18 protein-coding genes are annotated in these 19,410 nt (G+C 59.7%); 3 read left to right on the plus strand and 15 right to left on the minus strand.

Translation table 11 applies throughout. The annotated features are described in order from the left end of the window. Positions 1–686: 686 nt before the first annotated feature. Complete coding sequence (locus tag GA0061102_RS29780; protein WP_092855895.1) at positions 687–2,627, plus strand: M23 family metallopeptidase; 1,941 nt, start codon at positions 687–689, stop codon at positions 2,625–2,627. A gap of 100 nt (positions 2,628–2,727) precedes the next feature. Here the strand turns inward: GA0061102_RS29780 and clpB are convergent, their stop codons facing one another. The 8 genes from clpB to GA0061102_RS29820 all read right to left on the minus strand — a co-directional run bounded on the left by clpB (position 2,728) and on the right by GA0061102_RS29820 (position 13,231). Beyond that, a complete protein-coding gene (gene clpB, locus GA0061102_RS29785) occupies positions 2,728–5,328 on the minus strand; it encodes an ATP-dependent chaperone ClpB (RefSeq protein WP_092855897.1) in 2,601 nt (866 codons plus the stop codon). Between the two features lie 136 nt (positions 5,329–5,464). Next, complete coding sequence (locus GA0061102_RS29790) at positions 5,465–5,668, minus strand: hypothetical protein (RefSeq protein WP_092855899.1); 204 nt, start codon at positions 5,666–5,668, stop codon at positions 5,465–5,467. A gap of 23 nt (positions 5,669–5,691) precedes the next feature. Next, complete coding sequence (locus GA0061102_RS29795) at positions 5,692–6,384, minus strand: DUF4167 domain-containing protein (RefSeq protein ID WP_092855901.1); 693 nt, start codon at positions 6,382–6,384, stop codon at positions 5,692–5,694. A 364-nt stretch (positions 6,385–6,748) separates the two neighbouring features. Further along, positions 6,749–7,624: a peptide chain release factor N(5)-glutamine methyltransferase gene (prmC, locus tag GA0061102_RS29800; RefSeq protein ID WP_092855903.1), complete on the minus strand. Its 876-nt coding sequence runs from the start codon at positions 7,622–7,624 to the stop codon at positions 6,749–6,751. Beyond that, positions 7,621–8,700, minus strand: coding sequence for a peptide chain release factor 1 (prfA, locus tag GA0061102_RS29805; RefSeq protein WP_092855905.1), 1,080 nt, complete (start codon positions 8,698–8,700; stop codon positions 7,621–7,623). Before prfA ends, prmC begins: the two co-directional genes overlap by 4 nt. 90 nt (positions 8,701–8,790) lie before the next feature. Then, positions 8,791–11,058, minus strand: coding sequence for a phosphoenolpyruvate--protein phosphotransferase (gene ptsP, locus GA0061102_RS29810; protein WP_092855906.1), 2,268 nt, complete (start codon positions 11,056–11,058; stop codon positions 8,791–8,793). A gap of 100 nt (positions 11,059–11,158) precedes the next feature. Next, on the minus strand, positions 11,159–12,433 hold the full coding sequence (locus GA0061102_RS29815; RefSeq protein ID WP_092855907.1) for an aspartate kinase: 1,275 nt from the start codon (positions 12,431–12,433) through the stop codon (positions 11,159–11,161). A 171-nt stretch (positions 12,434–12,604) separates the two neighbouring features. Next, a complete protein-coding gene (locus GA0061102_RS29820; protein ID WP_092855912.1) occupies positions 12,605–13,231 on the minus strand; it encodes a hypothetical protein in 627 nt (208 codons plus the stop codon). Between the two features lie 263 nt (positions 13,232–13,494). Here GA0061102_RS29820 and ubiG point away from each other — a divergent pair, with 263 nt between their 5' ends. Next, entirely contained in the window at positions 13,495–14,247 is a 753-nt protein-coding gene (gene ubiG / locus GA0061102_RS29825; protein ID WP_092855913.1) for a bifunctional 2-polyprenyl-6-hydroxyphenol methylase/3-demethylubiquinol 3-O-methyltransferase UbiG, read from the plus strand. A 31-nt stretch (positions 14,248–14,278) separates the two neighbouring features. Here ubiG and GA0061102_RS29830 read toward each other — a convergent pair whose 3' ends face one another. From GA0061102_RS29830 to GA0061102_RS29850, 5 genes are read right to left on the minus strand one after another with little or no spacing between them, the layout of a single operon-like run. Beyond that, a complete protein-coding gene (locus tag GA0061102_RS29830) occupies positions 14,279–14,866 on the minus strand; it encodes a DUF3291 domain-containing protein (protein ID WP_092855914.1) in 588 nt (195 codons plus the stop codon). Continuing rightward, entirely contained in the window at positions 14,866–15,294 is a 429-nt protein-coding gene (locus tag GA0061102_RS29835; protein ID WP_092855915.1) for a DUF1178 family protein, read from the minus strand. Before GA0061102_RS29835 ends, GA0061102_RS29830 begins: the two co-directional genes overlap by 1 nt. Next, complete coding sequence (locus GA0061102_RS29840; RefSeq protein WP_092855916.1) at positions 15,291–16,148, minus strand: carbon-nitrogen hydrolase family protein; 858 nt, start codon at positions 16,146–16,148, stop codon at positions 15,291–15,293. The genes GA0061102_RS29835 and GA0061102_RS29840 overlap by 4 nt, the downstream gene beginning before the upstream one ends. 23 nt (positions 16,149–16,171) lie before the next feature. Beyond that, entirely contained in the window at positions 16,172–16,429 is a 258-nt protein-coding gene (gene grxC, locus GA0061102_RS29845) for a glutaredoxin 3 (RefSeq protein WP_092855917.1), read from the minus strand. A 30-nt stretch (positions 16,430–16,459) separates the two neighbouring features. Continuing rightward, positions 16,460–17,230 carry a ComF family protein gene (locus GA0061102_RS29850; RefSeq protein ID WP_425348579.1) on the minus strand — a complete coding sequence of 257 codons (771 nt, stop codon included), beginning with the start codon at positions 17,228–17,230 and terminating at the stop codon, positions 16,460–16,462. Positions 17,231–17,330: 100 nt separating this feature from the next. Here GA0061102_RS29850 and GA0061102_RS29855 point away from each other — a divergent pair, with 100 nt between their 5' ends. Next, positions 17,331–18,215 carry a methyltransferase domain-containing protein gene (locus GA0061102_RS29855; protein WP_092855933.1) on the plus strand — a complete coding sequence of 295 codons (885 nt, stop codon included), beginning with the start codon at positions 17,331–17,333 and terminating at the stop codon, positions 18,213–18,215. Positions 18,216–18,299: 84 nt separating this feature from the next. On the opposite strand, the gene GA0061102_RS29860 is transcribed toward GA0061102_RS29855, so the two are convergent. Both GA0061102_RS29860 and GA0061102_RS29865 read right to left on the minus strand, forming a co-directional pair. Further along, positions 18,300–18,482, minus strand: coding sequence for a Flp family type IVb pilin (locus tag GA0061102_RS29860; protein WP_092855919.1), 183 nt, complete (start codon positions 18,480–18,482; stop codon positions 18,300–18,302). A gap of 93 nt (positions 18,483–18,575) precedes the next feature. After that, positions 18,576–18,890, minus strand: coding sequence for a hypothetical protein (locus GA0061102_RS29865; RefSeq protein ID WP_004118019.1), 315 nt, complete (start codon positions 18,888–18,890; stop codon positions 18,576–18,578). Between the last annotated feature and the right edge of the window lie 520 nt (positions 18,891–19,410).

The raw sequence follows: 19,410 nt of genomic DNA on the forward strand, positions 1-19,410 counted from the left end.
GACGAGAACTCACACTCATTTCAAAACGCATCACTGCGATAATAATGAGGTGTATTCTCTTGTTCAAAACGTAACCGTCGAAGTCTCTTTCCAGAACCGAAATCTCTTCCGATCCCGCAAGCTTCGCCGCCCACGTTTCTCTTTCTTCTCATCTTCAATTGTCAAATAACAGACCAGAAAACCCAGTCGAAATCCATTCCTGCAATCCCAGGCACCTAAGCCCAGAACCATCAATCAGCATCGCAGCCAATCCAGGAAACACTAGAGCGAAGGTCTTCGTCGCCAGCAGCGCCGCCGCCCTCGTCAGTGATCGGGCTTATAGACCCTACCAAACGACATAGTCAACACCACGATTTTGAAAAAAGTCAGAAAATAGATAAGCTTTTGATTTTTATGAAATAATTATGACGGTCTTCTGGATTGTCGGAAAAGTCGGCCACAACTCTCGAATATTGCTCGCGCAGCCGCTCAAAGCCAGGCGAAATACCTAGATCAAACCGCCGGATACGGTCCCGGACACAGCCGCAGCCTATGAACCACGCCTCCTGCTCCCGGGCATTTCCATGGGAAACGGAGCTTCGGCGACACGAAACTTGGCCGCCGGATTTGACACCCCTGTCATAAATATGCACATCTTCGCCCCCAGCCTGCGGCTCGCATTTAGAAGGAAGCGGATCTCGATTGGCATGATAACGGACAAGATGATGCTCCGATCGCTCGGCAACGAGCCGCCAATCCTGGCCGATGGCAGGCGCGCTCCGGATCGGCGCGAGGTTTCCTTGCGATGGCTTTCCGGCACCTTCCTCACCGGCCTCACCTCCAGCATATTGATGGGTGTCGCCCTGTTCGCAGCACTCGACGGGCGCCAGCAGCTAGCCATCCCGGCGGAAGCCTATGCGATATGGGACAATCACGACGCCACCGATAAGCAGGTTACCCGCGGCGGCCGCCTGATCTCGACCGCGATCGCCTCCAAGCCCTCCGACCGCAACATTCTCGAAGTGTCGACCGTGGTGCGCGACGGCGACAAGGAAGTGGTGCGCCGCCAGCCCTTCGCGCATGTGAAGATCGCGCTCGCCACCAATCGCGTCGCCAGCGAAAGCTATCCGCCCTTCGACCCCCTGGCGATCTTTTCCACCGACGAGAACATACCGCAGCCCGCCAATCGCACCGGAGCGATCTACGGATCGGACGTCGAATCCGAGGTCAGTCTCAAGACCATATCCTTTCCGACCAAGGATATCCCCTTCCAGCTCGCCGGCTCCATGTCGCTCGAGGAAGTCGAGGAGAATGTCCGCTCCAACGGCTCGGTGCTGGCCGATAGCAACACCCAGCTCTCGGCATTGTACTATGTGGACCCGCGCCGCTTCGCCAATGATGACGCCGATGTCGATTTGACGGCCGGCCTGGCAGCCCGCATCGTCGAGGAGAACATGTCGGTCTCGGCCTCGCAGGCTGTGACCCCGCAGACCGAGGAATTCGCCGACGATATCATTCCCGTTCGGGAAAACATGGCAATTGCGGCGGCTTTGATCAATGCGGGCTACCCGAAGACCGATGCAGACGGCATTGCTGCAAAGATCCTTCCAGTCTTTGGATCATCCGCTGTGTCGACCGGCGATGTGCTTCGCATCGGCATCCTTCAGAAAGGCGAGCAGGCCAGGATCATTCGCGCCAGCATCTATCGCGGCACCAAGCATCTGCTGACCATCGCGCAGAACGACCATGGCGATTTCGTCGCGGGCAGTGCACCGCCGATGCTCGACGCCATCGCCACTGCTTTCGACAATGATGCTCCGGTCCTCGCCGCCGGTCGCGACCTGCCGAACGTCTATGACGGCATCTATCGCGCTGCCCTCTATTACGGCATGAGCAAGGAGATGGTGGCACAGGTCGTCAAATTGCTTGCCAGTAATGTCGATTTCCAGGCGCAGCTGAAACCGACGGATTCGCTGGAAGCCTTTTTCTCGGTCACCGACGACAAGGGACAGGCGACGGCCGATTCCGAGCTGCTCTACGTCAACGCCAAATTTGGCGACACGGTCACGCGTTTCTATCGCTTCGAGGATCCAGCGGATCACTCGATCGACTTTTTCGACGAGGGCGGCAAGAGCATCCGGCAATTCCTGCTACGCAATCCCGTTCCGACCGGCATCTTCAAGTCGGGCTTCGGCATGCGGCGCCATCCCATCCTCGGCTTTGCCCGCATGCATACCGGCGTCGACTGGGCGGCACCCCGCGGAACGCCGATCATCGCCGCCGGCAACGGCATTGTCGAAAAAGCCGGCTGGGATTCCAGCGGTTTCGGCAACCAGACGCTGATCCGCCATGCGAATGGTTACGTCTCGTCCTACAATCACCAAAGCGCTATCGTCAAAGGCGTTGTGCCGGGTGCAAAGGTGGTTCAGGGTCAGGTCATCGGCTTCATCGGCTCGACCGGCTTGGCGACCGGCCCGCATCTGCACTACGAACTGATCGTCAACGGCACCAAGGTCGATCCGCTGCGCATCCGCCTTCCCGGCGGCAAGTCGCTCGAAGGCGAGGCTTTCGCCAAGTTCCAGGAAGAGCGCAAGCGCATCGACACGCTGCTTACCGACGACAAGACGAAACAGGTCGCCAGCAAGTAGCAGCCGCGCGCAGCGCCGCAAGACGGTTCTCGGCGAAGCCTCAAAGACAAAATGGCGGCCCGAAGGCCGCCATTTTGCATTTATCCAAACATCGCCGGTCTTACGCCGCTTCGTTCACGGCCTGACGCGGGCGGAACAGCAATCTGTCCGAACCGCTGGTGACCTTGACCAACGAGCCATCCGGAACCTGCCCGGAAAGGATCTGTTCGGCGAGCGGATCCTGAACATATTTCTGGATCACCCGCTTCAGCGGCCTTGCACCATAGACGGGATCGTAGCCCTTGTTGGCGAGCCAGTTGCGGGCATCCTCGTCGAGCTCGAGCGTGATCTTGCGTTCCGACAGCAGCTTCAACAGGCGTTCCAGCTGGATATCGACGATCGCACCCATCTCATCGCGCTTCAGGCGATGGAACAGGATGATTTCGTCGACACGGTTCAGGAACTCGGGCCGGAAATGCGACCGGACCACATCCATCACCTGTTCGCGCACCAGATCGCTGTCATCGCCATCCTTCAACTGGGTCAGGTATTCCGCGCCCAGATTGGAAGTCATGATGATCATCGTGTTGCGGAAGTCGACCGTGCGGCCCTGCCCATCCGTCAAACGCCCGTCGTCCAGAACCTGGAGCAGGACGTTGAAGACATCGGGATGCGCCTTCTCGATCTCGTCGAACAGCACGACCTGATAGGGCCGGCGACGAACGGCTTCGGTCAGCGCGCCACCCTCTTCATAGCCGACATAGCCGGGAGGGGCGCCGATCAGCCGGGCCACGGAGTGCTTCTCCATGTATTCCGACATATCCATGCGCACCATCGCAGTGTCGTCGTCGAAGAGGAAGCGGGCGAGCGCCTTGGTGAGCTCCGTCTTGCCGACGCCGGTCGGGCCAAGGAAGATGAACGAGCCGATCGGCCGGTTCGGATCCTGCAGGCCGGCGCGCGACCGGCGAACGGCGCGCGAAACCGCCTGAACGGCATCGCCCTGGCCTACCACCCATTTTGCCAACTCGTCTTCCATCCTGAGCAGCTTGTCGCGCTCGCCTTCCAGCATCTTGTCCACGGGAATCCCGGTCCAGCGAGAAACGACCTGGGCGATGTTGTCGGCGGTCACCACTTCCTGCACCATGGAATCGCGAGCACCATCCTGCTCTTCCGCGCTATGAAGCTCTTTCTCAAGATTGGGGATCACGCCATAGGCGAGCTCGCCGGCACGCTGGAACTCACCCTTGCGCTGGGCAATGGCAAGCTCGTTGCGAGCTTCGTCAAGTTGCTTCTTCAGATCGGCGGCAAGACCGAGCTTCTGCTTTTCGGCCTGCCAGCGCGCAGTCAGCGCATCGGCTTCCTCTTCCAGAGAAGCAAGGTCCGTTTCCAGCCGCTTCAGCCGGTCGGCCGAGGCCTGGTCGGTTTCTTTCTTCAGCGCTTCGCGCTCGATCTTCAGCTGGATGATGCGACGATCGAGTTCGTCGAGTTCTTCCGGCTTGGAGTCCACCTGCATGCGCAGGCGAGCTGCAGCCTCGTCCATAAGGTCGATGGCCTTATCCGGCAGAAAGCGGTCGGTGATGTAGCGGTTCGACAAAGTCGCAGCCGCCACCAGTGCGGCATCGGCGATGCGCACCTTGTGATGCTGTTCGTATTTCTCCTTCAAGCCGCGCAGGATCGAGATCGTGTCCTCGACCGTCGGCTCTTCGACCATGACGGGCTGGAAGCGGCGGGCAAGGGCCGGATCCTTCTCGACATGCTTGCGATATTCATCGAGCGTGGTCGCACCGACGCAGTGCAGCTCGCCGCGGGCAAGCGCCGGCTTCAAGAGGTTGGACGCATCCATGGCGCCATCGGCCTTGCCGGCACCGACCAGCGTGTGCATTTCGTCGATGAACAGGATGATCTCGCCATTTTCCGACTGCACTTCGTTGAGCACGGCCTTCAGCCGCTCTTCGAATTCACCGCGGAACTTCGCACCGGCAATCAGGGCACCCATGTCGAGCGCCATCAGCTTCTTGTCCTTCAGCGATTCCGGAACGTCGCCGTTGACGATGCGCAACGCCAGACCTTCGACGATCGCCGTCTTGCCGACGCCGGGTTCGCCGATGAGCACAGGGTTGTTCTTCGTGCGCCGGGAGAGAACCTGAATGGTGCGGCGGATTTCGTCGTCGCGGCCGATCACCGGGTCGAGCCTGCCTTCGCGAGCCTCGGCGGTGAGGTCACGAGCATATTTCTTCAGAGAATCGAAGCCCTGCTCCGCATTGGCGGAGTCGGCAGTACGGCCCTTGCGGATATCGTTGATGACCTGATTGAGGGCAACGGGCGTTACACCGGCCTTTTTCAGCGTGGCAGATGTCGAAGCAGTAGGCTCGATCGCCAATGCCTGCAAAAGACGCTCAACGGTGACGAAACTGTCGCCAGCCTTCTTCGCAGCATCTTCGGCGGTGGCAAAAACCTTGGCGAGCGGCTGCGCCAGGTAAACCTGACCATCGCCGCCGGAAACCTTCGGCAGCTTGGCAAGCGCTGCATCATTGGCAAGACGGGCAGCCTTAGCATCGCCGCCGGCACGTTCGATCAGCGAAGACGCCATGCCCTGATCGTCGTCAAGAAGCACCTTCAGAACGTGTTCTGGCGTGAATTGCTGGTTACCCTGCGCAAGCGCGTAGGTTTGGGCGGATTGCAGGAAACCGCGTACCCGCTCCGAGTATTTTTCAATATTCATATGAGACCTCCATGGATCGTCCTGCCCTGAACGGCACAGGTCGATGATTGAGACTGAGCCCCCTTAAGAGGCAGGCCCGGCTTTGCCGCCATTGAGATTTGCGGCAAAGCAACTGAAGGGAATATGGGAGGAACGCTCAGAAGTTTAAAGGGTGGGAAAAGCGAAAAACCAACGGATTTTGCCAGCGGAACAGCGCCAGCATCAGGCCGCAAAATGTCGAGGCCGGCAAGCACAGCGGGATGAATAGGATGCTCGTCCAGCCGCCCTCCGGGAAAAGGCGATGAAACAAAAAGGGAGCGGCAGCACCTTCAGCGCTGCCGCTCCCGCTTCTATGTTCCATCGCCTCTCTGGAAAGAGAGGAGATTATTCCGAGGCTGCGTCTGCCAAAGCGGGAGCTTCGCCCGAAGCGGCCTCGCCCTGGCCTTCCGCGTCACCGGCGGCGCGGCGCGGCTGACGGCGCGGGCGGCTGCCGGCGTTGCGGCGGCGCGGCTGGCGCTCGGTCGCCGCGGCAGGCGTCTCTTCTTCGATCGCCACTTCGGCAGGAATACCGTCGATCACCGGCTGCGGGCCTGTGCCATCCATCACTTCCGGCTCGGGAGCCGGAGTCGCGGCAACTACCGGAGCATGCTGCTGCTGACGGGCCGGAGGCGGAGCCATCTGCGGCTGGTCGTCCATCTCGTTCGCATCGATATCATCGATGTCACGGTCGGCCGCATCACGCTCGTTGTAATTGTGGTGATCGTCGCGCTGATAGCGCTCCTGCATCTGCGCCTGAGCGCTGGCAATAATCCGATTGTAGTGCTCGGCATGCTGCAGGTAGTTTTCAGCCATAACGCGATCGCCGGAGCTTTGCGCATCGCGACCCAAAGCCGAGTACTTCTCGGCAATATGCTGTGCGGTTCCGCGGATCTTCACATCGGGACCGGAGCTGTCGTAGGTCCTGGTCAGCGGGTTCGAGCCCTTGCGGTTGAAATTGTTGTTGTTATTTCCACCGCCGCCGCCGCCGTTGTTGTTACCACGCCCCCGACCGCGCTTATTCTGCTGTCCTGGCCTCATAGATCCTTCACCTGAATTCTCTTCGTTGGGATAAAATTCATACACGACACCTGCCGCCGCGGTTCGGACATTCCCGAACCAGGGCCTGCGTGCCGCAAGCAAACTGCGCTTTAAGCGCTGGTCTGCCGCTCGACTACGTCAGATTAACTGATCACGCATTGGGTTATCTTCAACCTTTGACACTCTTACCAAAGAGCGGATCCCCGAGGCTGTCCAAGACAGGCGAATCGTCCCGCCTATTCCCAGCCGCCCAACGCGTGAGCGCAACCTATATTGCTTCCTCAGGAAATCCAAGCTTTTTCTTCGCGATAACGACAGGGGTCCCACAAATCTGCAGCAAAATGTCGCGTTGCAAAATGTCGCGTTACTGATGAAACCTAAACACAAGCACCCGGTCGTTCTGGCCGTAGTCACGAACCGCCTCGACAAGGAGAAATCCTGCTCCTTCAAAAACCGAAGTCACCGCTTCACGCTGATCGTAACCGATCTCAACTCCTAACATCCCATGTAGGTGTAGAAACCGCGCCGCATCCTTTGCGATCGCCCTATATGCATCCAGCCCATCAAGGCCCCCATCGAGGGCCGCGGGAGGATCGAAATCCTTTACTTCTGGAGCGAGAGTGGAAATGACACTGGACGCAATATAGGGCGGATTTGAGACAATCACATGAAATCGTTCGTGGATGGCATCAAACCAGCTTCCATGCGCAGTACCAAACCGCGCCCCCAAGCCATTTCGCTCAGCGTTCCCGCGAGCCGTCTCCAGCGCTTCGCTGGAAATATCGGAGCCGACACCCGTCGCTTGCGGGCTTTCATGGAGCAGAGCCAAACAAATGGCCCCGGTTCCCGTTCCGATATCTAGTATATGGACATTGCCGACCTTGGATTCAAGGCGCCTCACATGCGGAAGCATCGTATCGACGAGAATTTCCGTATCCGGCCGCGGCTCGAGCGTCGCCGGCGATAGCCGCAGGGAGAGGCCATAAAATTCGCGTTCACCGAGAATGCGGTAGACCGGTTCATGGTTGAGGCGACGGTCGATCGCCGCCCGCGCCGCTTCCGCATCGCCGGACGATACCGCATCCGAACCACGCGTCACTAGCTCGGTGGACGAGAGATGAAGAAGGCCGCCGACAAGGATGCGGGCTTCGGTTGCTGGGTCGTCGAGATCGGCCTCGGCAAAGCGGGCACGCACCTCCTGCAGGAGTCCGGATACGGTCGACCCCTGCCCGCCGCTCATGCCTGTTCGCCGAGCTGGGCGAGCTGGCTCGCCTGGTAATCCGCCAGAAGCGCGTCGACCACTTCGTCGATCTCGCCTTCCATCATCCGGTCGAGCTTGTAAAGCGTCAGGTTGATGCGGTGATCGGTGACGCGACCCTGCGGGAAATTATAGGTGCGGATTCGTTCGGAGCGGTCGCCGGAGCCAACCTGGCTCTTGCGGTCGGCGGAACGTTCGCTGTCGGCACGCTGGCGCTCCATATCGAACAGGCGCGAGCGCAGCACCTGCATCGCCTTGGCGCGGTTCTGGTGCTGCGACTTTTCCGAGCTCGTCACCACGATCCCCGAGGGAATATGGGTAATGCGCACCGCCGAGTCCGTGGTGTTGACGTGCTGGCCGCCGGCGCCGGAAGAACGCATCGTGTCGATGCGAATATCCTCAGCCCGGATCTCGATGTCGATTTCCTCGGCCTCGGGCAGCACCGCGACCGTTGCCGCCGAGGTATGGATACGCCCGCCAGCTTCCGTTTCCGGTACGCGCTGCACACGATGGACGCCCGATTCGAATTTCAGCCGGGAGAACACGCCCTTGCCGCTGATCGTCGCGATGATTTCCTTGTAGCCGCCCGCTTCGCCCTCGCTCGAGGAAAGGACTTCCACCTTCCAGCCGTTGCTGGCTGCAAAGCGCTCATACATGCGAAAGAGATCCCCGGCGAAAAGGGCGGCCTCGGAGCCGCCTGTGCCGGCGCGGATTTCCAGGATCGCGCTCTTTTCGTCGGCCGCGTCCTTCGGCAGCAGCAGGATCTGCATTTCCTGCTCGAGCGCCTCGATGCGCTCCTTCACCTCTGGCAGCTCCATCTCGGCGAGATCGCGCATCTCGCGATCGACAGACTTGTCGGCGAGCATGGCGTCAAGATCGGCGGCCTCGGCAATGGCACGCTCATAGTCGCGGATCTTGGTGACGACCGGCTGCAGTTCCGAATATTCGGAAGCGAGCTTCACATAGACGTCGGCGGCCGGGCCTGCCGACATGCGCGCCTCGATTTCGCCGAAGCGGCGCTCCAACTCGCGCATTTTTTCAACGGGAAGCTTCGCCACCCTGGACTCCAATTCTTCTTATTATGTCTGCTGTGATGTGATGCGCATGATCTTGCCTGGAAACCGCTTCGAGCTATTCAGGATCGCGCGCTAAAGCGGAATATTGTGGCTCTCGGCAAAGCGCACAAGGATATCCCGCATCGAAGTCGTCGGATGCTTGTCATCCAGGGCCTCTTCCATGACCGTGGACAAGGCCTTGAGATCGAGCCCGAGCAGCATCGCCTTGACCGGGCCGATCGAGGCCGGCGACATCGAGATCGAACGGAAGCCGATGCCAAGCAGGGCCATTGCCGAAATCGTCTTGCCGGCCAGCTCGCCGCAAAGGGTCACCGGCGTCTTGTTGCGTTGCCCGGCACGCACGATATCGCGCAGGATACGCAGGAACGGCCGATCGAGCGGATCGAAGCGATCCGAGACGCGGGCATTGCCACGATCTACAGCCATCGAGAACTGGAACAGATCGTTGGAGCCGACTGAGACGAAATCGACTTCCTCCATCAGCTCGTCCAGCTGCCACAATAGCGCCGGCACTTCCAGCATGGCGCCAAACTGCAGCTTGCGCGGCAGACTATGCCCGAAGCGCGAGAGATGCTGCACTTCCTTCTGCAGGAGCTCGCGCACGGCCCTGATCTCGGAAACTTCCGTGACCATCGGCACCATCATCTTCAATTCGATATCGGCCGCGGCCTTCAGCATGGCGCGCAACTGCGTGCGCAGCAAGCCCGGACGGTCGAGCGAGAGACGAATGGCGCGCCAGCCGAGTGCGGGGTTCTCTTCCTCATGCGCGCGGAAATAGGGAACGACCTTGTCGCCGCCGATATCAAGCGTCCGGAAGGTGACGACACGCCCGCCCGCCTGCTTTATCACATTGCGATAGAAGATTTCCTGCTCTTCCGCCTTCGGCATGGTCGAGGCGATCATGAACTGCAGCTCGGTGCGAAACAGGCCAATCCCTTCCGCGCCAGACTCGGCAAGCTGCGGCAGATCGACCAGCAGCCCGGCATTCATCAGCAGCGAAATGCGCTTCCCGTCCTTGGTGACCGGCTCGACCGAACGCAAGGCGCGGAATTGCTCCTGCCGACGGGCGCGGAAGCGCACCTTTTCCTCATAGGAGCGCTGATGATCGGCCATCGGCCGAAGATGCACATGGCCGCCATCGCCATCGATGATGACGGAATCGCCGTTCTCGGCGAGAGCGACGATGCCGGTCGCCTGGCCGATGACCGGAATGCCCATAGCCCGGGCGACGATGACGACATGGCTCGTGACCGCGCCCTCTTCCAGCACCAGGCCGCGAATATTGGCGCGCGGATAATCGAGCAGTTCGGCAGCGCCCATGGCACGCGCGAAAATGATCGCATCGTTCGGAAAACCTTCGGCGCTCGTGCGGCCCGAATAGCCAATAAGCTGCCGGAGCAAGCGGTTCGCCAAATCCTCGAAATCGTGCATGCGCTCGCGCAGATAGGGATCCGTCAGGCGCATCATCCGCGCCTTGGTATCGCTCTGCACCTTTTCGACGGCGGCTTCGGCCGTCAGGCCGTTGCGAACGGCTTCCTCGAGCTTGCGTACCCAGCCCTGGTCGTGCGCGAACATCCTGTAGGTCTCGAGCACGTCGCGATGCTCGCCTTCCATGGAAACGTCGCGACGCGACAGCATGTCGTCGATCGAAATGCGCAGCGAACCCAGCGCTTCGGCGAGGCGCCCGATTTCCTTATCGGTATCTTCGTTCAACAGGTTGGTGACGACGATGCGCGGCTCGTGCAGCACAACATAGCCGAGGCCGATGCCTTCATTATAGCTGTCGCCATCGATGGTGACCGAGCGGGTGAGATCGAGCTCGAGGCCGGGCTTGGTGATCTTCTTCAGCTCACCGGTAGCGATCATCTCGGCCAGCACCATGGCCGTCGTTTCGAGCGCTTCCAGCTCTTCCTCGCGATAGGTCCGGCTCGCCTTGTTCTGGACGACGAGAACGCCGAGCGATCGGCCGGTACGCAGGATCGGCACGCCGAGGAAGGAGTGGTAAATCTCTTCGCCGGTTTCCGGCAGGTAGCGGAAGGCAGGATGCGATTGCGCGTCGGACAGATTGAGCGGCTGGGCGGAGGCGGCGATCGTGCCGACCAGACCCTGGCCCATCTTCAATTGCGAGAGGTGGACGGCTTCCTTGTTGAGGCCCTCGGTCGCATAGAGCTCGAGGACTCCGTCGGCGCGCAGCACGTAGACGGAACACACCTCGGCGACCATGTTGCCGGCAATCTGTCGGACGATCCGGTCAAGGCGCTCCTGCGGCTCCAGCGGCTCCGCCATCAACTCGCGTAGCCGCTTGAGCAGAACGCGTGGACCGCCGGATAGGTCTCTCATTGCGCCACTAGCTCCCGAATCAAGATGTCATGCCTGTCTTGCCCGCGTCAGGGCCGGCCGAAACTCGCCTCCGTAACGGTCCGTCGTCAGCAGTCCTGAATCAACTCTTATCCAGACCGTAGCAGGAATGCAAAGTCCTGACTGCGAGTTCTGCATAAGGACCGTCAATCAGGATGGAAATCTTGATTTCTGACGTTGTAATGGCCTTGATGTTGATGCCTTTTTCGGCAAGTGCCCGGAAAGCGGTCGCAGCCACACCCGCATGCGAGCGCATGCCGACGCCGATGACCGAGACTTTGACGAGCCCTGATTCGCTCTGGACGACATCGTAGCCGATTTTTTCCTTGTTCTCGCCAAGAACGCGCAGCGCCTTCTCGGCATCGCCCGAGGGAACCGTGAAGGTCATGTCGGTCTTGGAGCCGTCCTCGGAAATGTTCTGGACGATCATGTCGACGTTGATGTGGCTCTCGGCCAACGGTCCGAAGATGGCGGCGGAAACGCCCGGCCGGTCGTCAAGACGGCGCAACGAGATCTGGGCCTCATCCTTGGCATAGGCAATGCCGGTGACTACTTCCTGTTCCACGATTTCTTCCTCGTCACAAATCAGCGTTCCGGGCGGGTTGAGCAGATCGCCCATGCCCGGAGCATCGGGATCTTCGAAGGAGGAGCGCACGAAGGTGCGAACCTTAAAGACCATAGCCAGCTCGACCGAGCGTACCTGCAGCACTTTCGCGCCGAGCGAGGCCATTTCGAGCATTTCCTCGAAGGCGATCTTCTTCAGGCGGCGTGCCTTCGGCTCGATACGCGGATCGGTGGTGTAGACGCCGTCGACATCCGTATAAATATCGCAGCGATCGGCTTTGACGGCGGCTGCGATCGCGACCGCCGATGTGTCGGAACCACCGCGGCCGAGCGTCGAGAGGCGGTTGTCTGGACCAAGACCCTGGAAACCGGCGACGACAGCCACCTGGCCTTCCTTCATGCGGCGAACCATCTCGCCGCCGTCGATTTCGAGAATGCGCGCAGCGCCGTGGGCATTGTCGGTCCGGATCGGAATCTGCCAGCCCTGCCAGGAACGGGCATTGATGCCCATGGCCTGCAGCGCGATCGCCAGCAGGCCCGACGTCACCTGTTCGCCCGAAGCCACGACCGCGTCATATTCGCGCGCATCGTAGATCGAGTGATTGGCGCCGGAGACTTTCGGCATGTTCTGAACCCAGCCGACCAACTCATTGGTCTTGCCGGACATGGCGGAAACGACGACCGCGACCTCATGGCCGGCGTCGACTTCACGTTTCACATGGCGTGCGACGTTCTTGATACGGTCCAGATCCGCGACGGAGGTTCCGCCGAATTTCATCACGATGCGTGCCATGTGCCTCTACCAGTACCCAGCGCCGGGCGGCCGAAATGCGATAAGCCCGGCATGCAAAATCACCCTTCCGGTTCGGTAGCCGGAAAAGCTTGATCTCAATGGGGCCGTCTCTTAGCGAGTTTGGCAGGCAGGTGCAATAGCTTGGCACATTCGACGCCTAAATACCTTCGATCAATACTCCACTTTTAAGCTCGACCAGAGCTTGTTGAGGATCCCACCTTCCTTCGGGATATTTTCCTTGTTGAGGAAGGTAGCGACTAGAATGCCGCCCTCCGGCTTCCCCGTCGCGACGATTTCATAATCCATGACATCGTTGTCCGTCGTGGTCTCGGCCTTGACGCCTTTCAGCACGCTGCCGCCGGGTAGCGTACGCTGCGCGGTTTCCTTCGTCATCTTGGCGCCGCCGCTGATGCTTTCCTGCACCATCTGCTGCAGCACGAAATCGGTGATGCTGGTGGGATTAAGGCCTTTATATTCCTGAACGATGATGCCGGTGCCGATCAGTGTCATCAGCGCATATTGCTGCACGCCACCGCCAAGATCCGTTTTCGCGACCGTAAACTTGCCGTCGTGATCGAAGGAGAACTTGCCGCCGGTAAACGTCACGGATTCACTACGCTGCAGCACCACTGAGACCTCGCGGCCATCCTTCATGGTCACATCGAGCGCATCACCGGGATTGATGCCCACTTCGACACCATCGACCGTGAGGCGAAACCCCTTGCCGTCCCCGGCGTTTGCTTGGCCGACCACGAGGCAGCCGATGGCTATTGCGGTCGCGAGACGAAGTGGTCTCAAGAGGAACTCCTCTATAAGCCGGTCGATCGAAATCGATCCCGGTTCTGAAAGTCCATGTCACAGCCCGGCGTTTGATCGGCCATAAGATACCTCCATGTCAACCTCTGCATCGCAATTCGCGCGTCCTGATCGAGATACCCCACAGATGATCGAAGGGCGCAGGCCCTTGACATCGCGTGTCGATCGTCCGACTTCACCCATTGAGTAGAATTATTGCTTGCAGTCGCTCGAACTACGGAACGACGCAAATCACGGAGTGAACCATGAGCGAAACGGCAAAGAGCACGATCGACCAGAGCGAAGTGGACCGTTTCTCCGCCATGGCGGCGGAATGGTGGAGCCCGACCGGCAAGTTCAAGCCGCTGCATAAATTCAATCCGGTTCGCCTTGCCTATATCCGCGACCGCGCCTGCGAGAATTTCGATCGCGACCCGAAGAGCAGCAGACCGCTTGAGGGTCTGCGCGTGCTCGATATCGGCTGCGGCGGCGGACTGCTTTCGGAGCCGATGGCGCGCATGGGCGCTGAGGTCGTCGGCGCCGATCCCTCCGAAAAGAATATCGGCATTGCCTCAACACATGCGAAGGCTTCCGGCGTTCCCGTCGACTATCGCGCCGTGACGGCCGAGCAACTGGCCGAAGCCGGCGAGACTTTCGATATCGTACTGAACATGGAAGTGGTCGAGCACGTTGCCGATGTTGAATTCTTCCTCTCCACCTGCGCCAAGATGGTGCGCCCCGGCGGATTGATGTTCGTCGCAACCATCAACCGCACCATGAAGGCGGCAGCACTCGCCATCTTCGCCGCTGAGAACGTGCTTCGCTGGCTGCCGCGGGGCACGCATCAATATGAAAAGCTCGTTCGTCCGGAAGAGATCGAGAAGCCGCTTGCTGCGGATGGATTGGACATCATCGCCCGTACCGGCGTGTTCTATTCGCCGCTGCAGGACCGGTGGAACCTGTCGAAAGACATGGACGTGAATTACATGATGCTGGCGAAGCGCCCGAAATTCAGCTGAAGACGCGCAACCGCCGGAGAAGGGATTTCCTCTAGACCTTCAAGGCCAGGACATGTGCCAACAGATCGGCTTGGCTTTCCGCATTAATCGCCGCGACTTCCTTGACCCGGCCGCGGTCGATGTCAGCTGAATTGCCATCGGGCCCATAGGGCTGCTTGAACGTGAAAGCTGCGGCGCTCGGTCCGTGATCGTGAAGATATTCCAGCCGCTTCGCACCGTCCCTCCATTGCGGGACGACGTCTACATCCGTCCACCAAAGCACCAGCGGTGGCCAGCTTTGCCTGAGGTTCCAGTGACGGGCATGTTTCAGGGCATCGGCATGCACGCCGCTGTAGGAAAATGCCATCAGCGATTCGATGTCGGCCCAGAGCGATAGCGACGATGGCGCGATGGCAAAACCGCTACCTTCGATGAAACGCGGAAAAACCTGCTCGCCCCAACAGGCCATGCCCGGTTCGCCGGCATATCCGGAGCGGCTGATGAAACCATGCGCGCGGTCGGCAGCTTCGAAATTCGCCGCTTCGCGCAGGCGAAATCCTTCGACGGCAGGACTTTCATAAGCTGCGACATGCAGCCCGAAATTATACATGACGAGATGTTTGCCAGCTCGCGCGGACATCAGTTGATATCGTCAGGCAGCACGGGGATAGCGGCGATTTCGATGCCCTCTTCGACGAGGGCCTGCGCCTCGTCCGGCGTCGCCTTGCCGATGATCCCCCGCGCATCCGCCTCGCCATAGTGGATCTTGCGAGCTTCTTCGGGGAATTTCGTGCCGACATCCTCGGCGTTGGCCTTTATGGCTTCGACTGCTTCCTTGAGCTTGACGATCGCTTCCTTGCGGGCGGCGTCCATGGCGAGCGTCTGAATCTCGTCCTTCTTGCGCGCGGTCGAAACCGACGGCGCCATCAGGAGCTTGGAGATCGCAGCCGAATTGCAGACGGGGCAGGTCAGAAAACCGCTTGCGACCTGACGGTCGAAATCGGCGCTTTCGGAAAACCAGCCCTCGAATTCATGGGCGTTCTCACAGCTAAGCGAATAACGGATCAAGCAGCGACGCCTCCAGCCGCCGGCGTCGCGATCTTCTCCAGTGAAAATTCGCGCGCATTCTTCAGGTTTGGAATTTTGTCATGGGCTGATTTTACCGCAGCAACGTCGATCTCGGCGATGACAACCGCCTCGCCCGTACCGCCGGCTGATGCCAGCACCTTGCCCCAGGGATCGATGATCATCGAGTGACCGAAGGTTTCGCGGCCGTCCTCGTGCGTGCCGGCCTGCGCGGCGGCAATCACGAACATGCCATTTTCGATGGCGCGGGCGCGCAGCAGAATTTCCCAGTGCGCCTCGCCGGTCTGCCTGGTGAAAGCGGCCGGAACCGTCATCACCTGGGCGCCGGCAACGGCTTGAGCACGAAAGAGCTGCGGAAAGCGCACGTCGTAGCAAATGGAAAAGCCAAGTTCGGCAAAGGGCAGCGAGGTGATGCGCGCCTCCGATCCGGGGCGATAGACGGCGCTCTCGCGCCAGCTCTCGCCATTGTCGAGATCGACATCGAACATATGGATCTTATCATAGCGGTTGATGAGCTTGCCGTCAGGACCGAAGAGAAAGCCGCGATTGGCGATCTTGCCGTCATCGAGCGCAATGGCTGTCGAGCCGATGTGCAGGTATATGCCGAGTTCCTTTGCCAACTCGGCCGCCGTCTTGACGATGATATCGCCGGCCTCGTCGCGCAAAACGGCGCGCAAGCCCGGCCGATCCTTCTGTACCGCACCCGTCATTTCCGGGGTCTGCACATAAACAGCTCCCTGCGAGGCAGCGTCACGCACCAGACGCGCCATGTCGGCCGCGTTCTTCACCGGATCGACACCGGAGCACATCTGAATGGCGGCGGCTTTGAAACTCATCGTCGTCTCCCTTGCGAAGCGTCTTAGGCGGCCAGCATCGGATCGAGCTTGCCGGCCCGATCGAGCGCATGGATATCGTCACAACCGCCGACATGCGCGTCATTGATGAAGATCTGCGGGAAGGTCGAGGCACCGTTCGCCTTTGCAATCATCTGCTGCCGCATTTCGGGCGCATAGGTCGCATTGTGCTCGACATAGTCGACGCCCTTGGATTCGAGCAGGGATTTCGCGCGAGCGCAGTAGCCGCAGAACTCACGCGTATAGATAACGACGGATGCCATGATCCACTCCAAAAAAACTCAGATTTATTGTCATATAAGATGGCCGACGACCCTTGCAAAGGTCAAAACAGTCACATCCGCCGCGCCGGCTTTCTTCAATGCGCGCGTTGCCACGGCCACCGTCGCGCCCGTGGTATAGACGTCATCGACCAGCACGATACGCCGGCCGAACACATCGGCGGCCCGATGTTCGGAGACGGCCAATGCGCCACGCACATTGTCCTGCCGCGCCTTGGCGCCGAGACCGACCTGCTGGCTCGTGCGCTTGACGCGCAGCAGGGTCGCGGCAAGCAAGGGCTTTCCAGAGAGGCGGGCAACATGGCGCGCCAGTTCGGCCGCCTGATTGTACTTGCGCGAAAACAACCGCGCGCGATGCAAGGGCACCGGCATGGTCGCGTCGCAGGCGGCGACCATGCCATCGCTGGCGCGCAGCATCCAACCGGCCATCATCGGCGCCAGATCGGTGCGATCGCGATATTTCAGGCTGAGAACGAGATCACGCACGATGCCGTCGTGAACGGCGGCCGAACGCAACCGGTCGAAGACAGGCGGATCGGCGATCGCCTCGGCACTGAAAATGCCCGCGCCGAGATCATGGGAAAACGGGCTGCCGAGAATTTCGCAATAGGCGCGCTCGATGAAACGGATGCCGGACCAGGAGGCAGGACAAAGACCGCGATGCGCTCCGACCGCAACCCCGCAGCCGGAGCAAGCAGGCGGATAGATCAGATCCGCCAGCACCTGCGAGGGCTTCGCCAACCCGACTCGCAGCGTTGATAACGTGATTTCTCGCCCCATCATCCCCATATGATTGACACTAGCTTTTTCCCGCAGGCTTTGCGAAGGAAAACGCGTGTGCCCGGCACGCCCCGCCGAAATGACCATATTGCAGGAAAACGCCATGGAAATCGTGTTCGACCAAGCGCTGCTCGCAGCCCGCAAACAACGCGCGCTGAGACAAGGCGACCCGAAGGCGGCATTTCTGCTCGATATTGCAGCAAGCGAACTGGCGGAGCGGCTTTCCGTCATCGAACGGCGCTTCGATGAAGCAGTGGAGCTTCACGGAACGACCGGCGTCGCGGCACGCCTTGCATTGGCAACCGGCAAGATCGGCCATTTGTGCCGGATCGAAAACGTGGCAGATTTTGCCGCACCCGGCGAGGATGTCACCGAGGCTCCCCTTGAGGAATTGCCGCTGGAGGCGGAATCGGTCAATCTCGTCCTCTCCCCGCTCAACCTGCATGTCACCAACGACACGCCCGGCGTTTTCATCCAGATCCGCCGTGCATTGAAGGCCGACGGCCTTTTTCTGGCGGCAATCCCGGGCTTGGGCACCCTGCAGGAGCTGCGCGAGGTACTGCTCGCGACCGAAATCGAACTCACGGGCGGCGCGAGCCCGCGCGTCATCCCTTTTGCCGATGTCCGAGATGTCGGCGGTCTGCTACAGCGAGCCGGCTTTACTCTGCCCGTGATAGACGCCGAGACCTACACGGTGCGTTACGACAATCTCTTTGCCTTGATGCGCGACCTGCGCGCCATGGGAATGACCAATCCGCTTGCCGAACGCAGCCGCGCGCCGCTGACACGCGCCTTTTTCCTGCGCGCGGCCGAACTCTATGCCGAACGCTATTCCGATGCCGATGGCAGGATCAGGGCGACTTTCTCGATCATCTATGTATCCGGATGGACCCCACATGAGAGCCAGCAGAAGCCGTTGAAGCCGGGCTCGGCCAAGGCGCGGCTCGCCGATGCGCTCAAGGTCGAAGAGCACAAGCTGAAGCAATAAGGCGTGTCGCGCAAGAGCCAGAAACCCAAAGCTCAACCCACGCCCCTGAAAGTTCGCGAGGTGCTTCAGGCAAACGCGATCGCCTCAGTTCGAGGCGGTGGACGAGTCCTGAACCGTGTTGGACAATAGGCTGAACGTGTTCGAAAGGCTGCCGCCGAAGGCGCCGACGCCGCTGATGATCGCAGCCGACATGAGGGCAGCGATGAGGCCATACTCGATGACCGTGGCACCGGTCTTATCATTGAAAAAACGCCGTACGGATCGCATAGGCTCTGAGCTCCCCAGCCGCAGCATTGGACATCAACATCTCGTGAATCCGATGCTCGTCATGGCATCTGGCAGGCTATGCTCATGCAACCGTCAGCAGCCGCTATCGGCTCCGTAACCTTGAACGATGCAGACCGAACCGGGCTCTTGCTGCAGCACGCTGCGGCGGATCGTATAGCGCTTGCCGTTTTCAGTCTGAGGAATTGAACCCGTCGTAATATTGTCGAGATCCGGCGCACTTGCAAGCACGCGCGACTTGGATTTGTCGGAGAGCATCGGCGTCAGGATAAGCGAAAGCGCGACCGCCGCCGTACCGAACAGCAGAGCGATATTCAACGCGCCCGTCTTGCGCGACGTGGAATAGGACTGCTCTTTTTCCTGAACAGCTTTCCAGAAATCGTCGTCCATTATGTCAAGCCTTCTTTAACGCACCCAACAATCGCTTGATTGAGAGAATTGAATGCCAGAAGGTCATAAACGATCCCTTAATATCCACATGCAAATTAATGAGACGTAAAATTCCGGGACAGTGCCTGATTCGAGTTATGGGCCTGATTTCAAATGGCTAATTTTTGTTAACCATACTTGCTATGAGCCGTCCTCGAATGCGCCAAATGTACGTGCCGCTAACTCATAAAAGATCCAGCGCATCATCAGGCGCCAGACCTTCCCTATAACGGCACGCATAAGAATAATCCCAGCTTCAATGCACCAATAAATTGATATTGACATTTACTCGCTCTGATGTGCGTTATGAGGTACATATCATTATCATAAGTTGTGTCTGAGCTAATATATGGCGGGGTTGTTTAAAGCCGTCGGCGGCCTCGTTGTCGCCCTCGCGATCGTGTTGGCCGTCTCGATGCTTTTCATCGGGGCATCGGCGGCCTTGTCGCGGGGCTGGTCGCGGCGCTCTTATATGCATTGT

The sequence above is a fragment of the Martinezella miluonensis genome, from assembly GCF_900094545.1.
Taxonomy (GTDB): domain Bacteria; phylum Pseudomonadota; class Alphaproteobacteria; order Rhizobiales; family Rhizobiaceae; genus Rhizobium; species Rhizobium miluonense.

Bases quoted from the DNA above. Each gene is read 5' to 3' on its own strand.
- clpB (WP_092855897.1), bottom strand. From the start codon at position 5,328: ATGAATATTGAAAAATACTCGGAGCGGGTACGCGGTTTCCTGCAATCC.
- grxC (WP_092855917.1), bottom strand. From the start codon at position 16,429: ATGGCATCCGTCGTTATCTATACGCGTGAGTTCTGCGGCTACTGCGCT.
- GA0061102_RS29790 (WP_092855899.1), bottom strand. From the start codon at position 5,668: ATGGAACATAGAAGCGGGAGCGGCAGCGCTGAAGGTGCTGCCGCTCCC.
- ptsP (WP_092855906.1), bottom strand. From the start codon at position 11,058: ATGAGAGACCTATCCGGCGGTCCACGCGTTCTGCTCAAGCGGCTACGC.
- GA0061102_RS29815 (WP_092855907.1), bottom strand. From the start codon at position 12,433: ATGGCACGCATCGTGATGAAATTCGGCGGAACCTCCGTCGCGGATCTG.
- prmC (WP_092855903.1), bottom strand. From the start codon at position 7,624: ATGAGCGGCGGGCAGGGGTCGACCGTATCCGGACTCCTGCAGGAGGTG.
- GA0061102_RS29830 (WP_092855914.1), bottom strand. From the start codon at position 14,866: ATGTCCGCGCGAGCTGGCAAACATCTCGTCATGTATAATTTCGGGCTG.
- GA0061102_RS29865 (WP_004118019.1), bottom strand. From the start codon at position 18,890: ATGGACGACGATTTCTGGAAAGCTGTTCAGGAAAAAGAGCAGTCCTAT.
- ubiG (WP_092855913.1), top strand. From the start codon at position 13,495: ATGAGCGAAACGGCAAAGAGCACGATCGACCAGAGCGAAGTGGACCGT.
- GA0061102_RS29855 (WP_092855933.1), top strand. From the start codon at position 17,331: ATGGAAATCGTGTTCGACCAAGCGCTGCTCGCAGCCCGCAAACAACGC.
- GA0061102_RS29850 (WP_425348579.1), bottom strand. From the start codon at position 17,230: ATGATGGGGCGAGAAATCACGTTATCAACGCTGCGAGTCGGGTTGGCG.
- GA0061102_RS29860 (WP_092855919.1), bottom strand. From the start codon at position 18,482: ATGCGATCCGTACGGCGTTTTTTCAATGATAAGACCGGTGCCACGGTC.
- GA0061102_RS29840 (WP_092855916.1), bottom strand. From the start codon at position 16,148: ATGAGTTTCAAAGCCGCCGCCATTCAGATGTGCTCCGGTGTCGATCCG.
- GA0061102_RS29795 (WP_092855901.1), bottom strand. From the start codon at position 6,384: ATGAGGCCAGGACAGCAGAATAAGCGCGGTCGGGGGCGTGGTAACAAC.
- GA0061102_RS29780 (WP_092855895.1), top strand. From the start codon at position 687: ATGATAACGGACAAGATGATGCTCCGATCGCTCGGCAACGAGCCGCCA.